Annotated in this window: 5 protein-coding genes and 1 rRNA gene; 4 read left to right on the forward strand and 2 right to left on the reverse strand. The window is 44.2% G+C overall.

Annotated elements, in window-relative coordinates; all coding sequences use genetic code 11:
• Window positions 1–33: 33 nt before the first annotated feature.
• Together dprA and FTV48_RS10710 are read right to left on the reverse strand one after the other, a co-directional pair.
• Entirely contained in the window at window positions 34–1173 is a 1140-nt protein-coding gene (gene dprA / locus FTV48_RS10705) for a DNA-processing protein DprA (protein WP_180000272.1), read from the reverse strand.
• A 57-nt stretch (window positions 1174–1230) separates the two neighbouring features.
• On the reverse strand, window positions 1231–2385 hold the full coding sequence (locus tag FTV48_RS10710; RefSeq protein WP_104426934.1) for a LysM peptidoglycan-binding domain-containing protein: 1155 nt from the start codon (window positions 2383–2385) through the stop codon (window positions 1231–1233).
• A gap of 120 nt (window positions 2386–2505) precedes the next feature.
• Between FTV48_RS10710 and def the strand changes: the two genes are divergently transcribed.
• The 4 genes from def to FTV48_RS10730 all read left to right on the forward strand — a co-directional run.
• Window positions 2506–3036: a peptide deformylase gene (gene def / locus FTV48_RS10715; protein WP_180000273.1), complete on the forward strand. Its 531-nt coding sequence runs from the start codon at window positions 2506–2508 to the stop codon at window positions 3034–3036.
• A gap of 92 nt (window positions 3037–3128) precedes the next feature.
• Window positions 3129–3542 (forward strand): DUF2946 family protein, encoded by a 414-nt coding sequence (locus tag FTV48_RS10720; RefSeq protein ID WP_179992706.1) that lies wholly within the window; start codon window positions 3129–3131, stop codon window positions 3540–3542.
• Between the two features lie 71 nt (window positions 3543–3613).
• Complete coding sequence (locus FTV48_RS10725; protein ID WP_180000274.1) at window positions 3614–5644, forward strand: TonB-dependent copper receptor; 2031 nt, start codon at window positions 3614–3616, stop codon at window positions 5642–5644.
• 752 nt (window positions 5645–6396) lie between these two features.
• A 16S ribosomal RNA gene (locus FTV48_RS10730) occupies window positions 6397–6730 on the forward strand; the annotation flags it as partial.

Raw genomic sequence — 6730 nt, forward strand, 5'->3', positions numbered from 1 at the left:
CTTATACAAAACAACAAAGCCCTATTGTGAACTTTATTTCAGTGGACGACAACGCTGATACATGCCCGCTTGTTGAGTACTCAAGCCGAGCAGCTCAAGTTCCATCAATTGACTGGTCAAGGAAGATACTTCCTGGTGTAAATGAAAACTGAGCTGATCCAGACTCTGTCCGACCCAATCGAGTTGATTATAAAGATGAATTAAATGGGGCGGGATAGTGCGCTCTTGCTCAGGATAAGTATCTTTTTTGAAGTGATTTGCATTCGCTTGCCACTGTGTTGCTAGGGCTAAATCCTCAATCACTTGCTGTGGATGGTCAATCAAAATCGCGCCTTCACGAATCAGCTGATGGCAACCCTTATGATATTCACTATAGATATGTCCCGGAATGGCAAATACAGTCTTGCCTTGTTCGGCAGCCAGTTTGGCCGTAATCAGGGAACCGCTTTTTAAGGTCGCTTCAGCTACAATAACTCCGAGACTTAAACCGCTGACAATTCGGTTGCGTCGTGGAAAGTGATGCTGCAACGGTGGAGTCTCTGGCAGAAACTCGGTAATGATCGCACCCCCATGCGCAATAATCTCTTGGCGCAATTGTGCATGTTGAGAAGGGTAGGTTTGATCCAGTCCAGTCCCCATCACCGCAATGGTTCCTTGATGTTTTAATCCTGCCCGATGTGCTGCTTCATCTATGCCTTGTGCCAGTCCACTATTAATATAGAAACCCTGTTCACTCAAATAAAAGGAAAAATCATAAGCTACTTGCCGGCCGTGAGGACTCGGCTTGCGACTTCCCACAACCGCAATTTGAGCCTGAAGCAATGTATCCGGCTGACCTTGACCAAAAATAATTGGTGGTTTGTCTACATAGTGGCTGAGTTGCTGCGGATAGTGCAGATCATGATAGAGCAGGATGAAATCACTATCTCGTTGAATTTTTTCCAGACAGCGCTGAAATTTCTGTTGCGATTCTGGAAGCGAGAAGTCTTTTAAGCGTTGGACATGATTGGCATGAATGCCAAGCGCCTGCCAGGTAGGCACCTGATCAGGCTGTATGGCTGTGGTCAGACTTGAATAATGCTGACTGATTTTATAGAAGCTCGAAAGAGAATGCTGAACCAGATACCATAACGTCAGTGTTTCCAGTTGCACGCGTGATAACGAGTTCAGCATATCGAGACCTATATCTGTGTCTTCTTATTCTTTAAGTTGTAAAGTTAGATCAATCTCTTATTCATCTAACAGTGGCGCTTGAATATTGGCACCCACCTTGATAGGTAACTCACTTTCCAGCACATAAGCATAGCTGAGCTGATCAAAAGTTTTAAAGACCATCACATTGCCAATGCGCTCACCCGGAAGCTGTACGCGCTCTTTGGTTTTCGGATCAGTCACCACTTCACCTTTCTGGTTTACGCTGAAGACATGACCAGTCTGAACCCCATGTGCCGTACCACGGTCAATCGTCACGACACTATGACGCGCAGCGGTACCAATTGAACCCAGTACACGCACAATCTGACCGCCAGCAACCGTATTTTCTGCATTCACTGGATAGAACAGGGTAGGCAACATCGGATCGTATTCAGGTAATACACGGTCACCGCGACGGACTTCTGCATTATAGCTATCTGTCAATTCCAGCGTGGTGACATCACCTTCGCCACGTACTGCGATTCCGGAAGCAACCTGTTGCAGCTCTAGAGCAGCCGTGTATTTCTTGCCATTGGCATCGGTAAATACATAAGGGTCTGCTTCACGGTACACTGCATAACGCTGGCCAACCACCAGACCATTGCCGCGTGCATAGACCTTCTGGCCTTTACCTGCCAATACGCGCTGGTCTGCAGTGCCGAGAATGTAAGGCGTACCCTGAACTGAATCAGCTGCCACAATGGTATAGCGTTCCAGCCATTGCTGGATATGCGCTAATGGAATCACTGGAATCGTATTATTTAAAGATTCAACGCGAACCTGTGGTTGTAATGAAGTACTACCGATATAACGACTGATGATACCTTCACAGCCATCACCTTCGTCTTTACCGATAATTGGACGACCTTGATAGTCACACATCAACAGGCGATCACCTGGAAAAATCCAATGTGGATTTTTCACGTGCTTGTTACTGGCCCAGATTTCTGGCCAACGCACCGGATTTTTTAAGAAACGTTTTGAAATATCCCACAATGTATCGCCTTTTTTGACCACGTAGACATTGGGCGCACTGGCTTTTAAAGCAGGTGGATTGACGTTGCGGGCAGGAGCTGCCTCGGCTGAATACATTGTCCCCATACTCACTCCGACACAAACTGCCAGTGCGAGCATTTGATTTTTTAACCCCAAGGCACTAAAAAATGGCATGCCCTTCAAAACCTTTTTCATTATCATAATTCCTAAAATTATGTGCGTAATTGCGTTATAATAACGATCTTACACACATTTTTTTGATGAAGCATTCCCTTCATTTGGTTTTTTGATCAATGGCATAATTGAGGACGCAGTATGGCCTTATTACCTATTTTAAGTTTCCCGGATCCCCGTCTTCGTACCATTGCACAACCAGTCGAAGAAGTTACTGATGAAATTCGTCAGCTCGCTGCAGATATGTTTGAAACCATGTATGAAGCGCCAGGCATCGGACTCGCTGCGACCCAAGTCGATCGTCATATTCAGCTGATTGTGATGGACCTGTCTGAAAACAAAGATCAACCCATGGTGTTCATTAACCCCAAAATCACACCATTGACTGAAGAAACACAGCCTTATGAAGAGGGCTGTCTATCAGTTCCTCAAATATACGATAAAGTTGAGCGTCCGTCACGCGTAAAAATCAAGGCAATTGGTCTGGATGGTCAACCCTTTGAACAAGAGGCTGATGGACTTCTCGCTGTGTGCATCCAACATGAAATGGATCACTTAAATGGTAAACTTTTTGTGGATTATCTGTCGCCATTGAAACGTCAGCGTGCCCGTGAAAAAGTAGAAAAACTGGTTCGCCAGCGCAATAAAGAAAAAGTTGCAGTTAAACGCTAGGACTCTTTTCCCAAGCAATTTTTATGCTTCAACAAGCCCAATTTCGATTGGGCTTTGTTATACTTAGCCCAGACAAGTTCAAGGGTTTGCCTATGGTCCTGCGGGGAGGTCTGCTACTTTCCTTTGTGGCGGTATTTCTACAGATTGCGGTGTTCTTACAGCCTTTGCTGCCGAAGCAATATCAGGTTGCTCCGGTCTGTGAAACCATCACGCGCGCCCTTTTAGTTTCCTCTCATGTTCATTCTGAACATTCTGCCCATCATCACCTTGATCAGCATCCTATTTCCTCAGACTCCATGGCGCATGAACACGATGCCAGTCATCAGTGTCAGTACTGTACTGTCTATGGCAACCTGGTTTTGCCGCCTGAGCTTGAAGTGAAAGAAGTCCTGGATCGAATTCAGGTCAGACTATTGGCTTTTGAACAAGCCTTTAAGCATGTCTGGTTTATCCTTCAGCGACTCTTTTTAATCCCGCAGGGACGGGCACCGCCACTGTTTGCATAAATCCACGTTGTTTTGCCTGGGTCTTGAATGACTTGGGCCGTGTTTAATTTATGTATTCAGTGAGATAGAAAATGGCTCAGCCTAAATTCTTGTTACAGCCCCTTGCGGCTGCGATTTGTGTTGCCTGTTATTCATCAGTGGTTATGGCCAATGAAAGCATGCCTGTACAAACCATGGCACCGATTGTGGTGACTTCAACTGCCGGTAATGATGCTAATGGTCTGATTGTTCGTGCTGATCCGAAACAGCCGATTCAGCCAGTGCCAGCAACCGATGGTGCAGATTATCTGCAAAGTATTGTAGGTTTTAGTTCGGTCAATAGCGGAGCTGGCACCAATGGCGATGTGACCTTTCGTGGCATGTTTGGTTCACGTATTAAAATCCTGACTGATGGCACTGAAAACCTCGGTGCCTGTCCAAGCCGGATGGATTCGCCCACTTCATATATTTCTCCAGAAAGTTATGACCGTATTTCAGTGATTAAAGGTCCTCAAACGGTTCAATATGCCAATACCGGTTCAGCAGCAACCGTCATTTTTGAGCGTCGCCCAGAACAGTTTGATCAGGATAAAAAATACCGTGGTCAGGCCAGTGTACTGATGGGATCTTTTGGTCGTCTGGACCAGAACATTGAAGCTGCTGGTGGTGATGAAAAGAAATATATCCGCCTGAACATTAACCGTTCAGTATCGAATAGTTATCAGGATGGTGATGGTCAAACTGTACCTTCAGATTGGGAACGCTGGAATGCAGATTTGGCACTGGGCTGGACGCCGGATGAAGATACCTGGGTCGAACTGACCGGTGGTAAAGCGGATGGTGAGGCAGTTTATGCTGGCCGTGATATGGATGGATCACAGTTTGCCCGTGAAAGCCTCGGCTTACGTGTTGAAAAGAGAAATCTGACGGATGTGATTCGGAAAGTTGAAGCACAGGTGAACTATAACTTTAATGATCATGTCATGGATAATTATAGTCTGCGTGAGTTTCAGGCCAGTCCCATGATGAGTATGCCCATGGCGAGCAATGTTGCGCGTAAAACATTGAATGCTCGTATGGCAATGACCAATGAATGGAATAAATTACAGCTGATTACTGGTATCGATAGTCAGAATAACCAACATACTAAACGTAACGGAAGTTTGATGACGCCGTATCAAAATCAGTCACGTACTAAAGATATGGAATTCCAGTCTGTTGGGGCTTTTGGCGAGCTCAGTTATCAGCTTAGTGATAACAATAAGCTAGTGTCTGGTTTGCGTCTGGATCAGGTCAATGTAGAAGCAGTGGAGTCAAATCAGGAACGTAAAGAAACTCTACCGAGTGCCTTTGTACGTTTTGAAAATCATCATCCCGATCATGACGATGGTAAGACCTATATTGGCGTGGGCTATGTCGAACGTATGCCAGATTACTGGGAATTATTCAGTCCTAAAACAGGGAATGGTGACGCCAATACTTTTGCCAATATTGATATTGAAAAAACACTTCAGCTTGATCTAGGTTATCAGCATACCCATGCTAATTTCAGTTCCTGGGCATCGGCTTATGCTGGGCTGATTAATGACTATGTGCTTACCACCTATAAACTAACAGGAATGATGAACATGTTGGAAGCGCATAGCCGAAATGTGGATGCCACCATTGCCGGGGCGGAAGCAGGGGTGGGTTATCAGTTTAGTGATGCGATTCAGACAGATGTCAGCGCGATGTACGCATGGGCTAAAAACACCACCGATAATACGCCGTTGCCACAGATTTCACCTTTAGAGGCTCGGGTAAATTTACGTTATATCCAGGACAATTACACTTTGGGTGCTTACTGGCGTTTGGTCGATGGTCAAAACCGAATTAGTGAGCGTGAAGGGAATATCGTTGGTTATGATGTTAAGAAAAGTGCAGGCTTTGGCACACTGTCTTTAAATGGCACATATCACATTGCAGATGGTGTTGATCTTTCTGTTGGGGTCGATAATGTCCTAGATCGTACCTATGCCGAGCATTTGAACAAGATGGGCAGTTCTGGTTTTGGATTTGCTGCCAATGAGCAATTTAACAATATTGGCCGTAACTACTGGGCAAGAGTCAGTATGAAGTTTTAATTGTTGTCTAATCTTTTGAAAAAGCCATTGCTCTTAAGCAATGGCTTTTTTAATTTTAAGGTCGGAGTTTATTTTGCATATTTAAATAGAGTGCCAATTTCTAGGAAGAAGGCCGTATAAAACAAGTTTTGTCTATATAAGCGTCAGGGCGGTGAAGAATAAAACAAGAATTGACTACGCCTTAAGCAATAGGGAGTGCGTAATAAATGATTTTTTTAAATAATTTTAATTAAAACAATTGGTTGTAATTACTTGGGTGAGAGTTCTTAGCTAGATCACATGAAAATCAAAAATAATTAAAATAAATTTTATATAAAAAACAATTATTTATATTTTTATTGGTTTATAAAACAAACACACGATAAAAAATCTTTGCAAGAAGTGTTGCAAGCGCCCTGAAATGCTGTAGAATGCACATCCATCGGCAGTGATGAAGATTAAAACTTCTGATAAAACAGTAACTTAGCACAAAGTGTTAAGATTGGGTTTTGTTGGATAAGTTTAAATTAATTTGAATTACGGATTGACACTTTAGAAATTCAGTGTAATATAGCCGACCTAGCTTGCTGGTGACGAATCAGCAAGAAGATCATTAAGAGCTTATGAAGAACAACTTGTGTGGATTTTTACTGGTTGATCGATCGAAATTATTTTCATTGATTGATGGTAGAAATGACTCGAAGTTTATTTGAGAAATATTTGTCAGAAAATTGATGAGCCAAGATTGGTGTCCTTTAGGCACTACTGATTTTAAACTGAAGAGTTTGATCATGGCTCAGATTGAACGCTGGCGGCAGGCTTAACACATGCAAGTCGAGCGGATGAAAGTAGCTTGCTACTGGATTCAGCGGCGGACGGGTGAGTAATGCTTAGGAATCTGCCTATTAGTGGGGGACAACATCTCGAAAGGGATGCTAATACCGCATACGTCCTACGGGAGAAAGCAGGGGACCTTCGGGCCTTGCGCTAATAGATGAGCCTAAGTCGGATTAGCTAGTTGGTGGGGTAAAGGCCTACCAAGGCGACGATCTGTAGCGGGTCTGAGAGGATGATCCGCCACACTGGGACTGAGACACGGCCCAGACT

This window comes from Acinetobacter sp. YH18001 (genome assembly GCF_013416975.1).
GTDB classification, from domain to species: Bacteria; Pseudomonadota; Gammaproteobacteria; order Pseudomonadales; family Moraxellaceae; genus Acinetobacter; species Acinetobacter pseudolwoffii.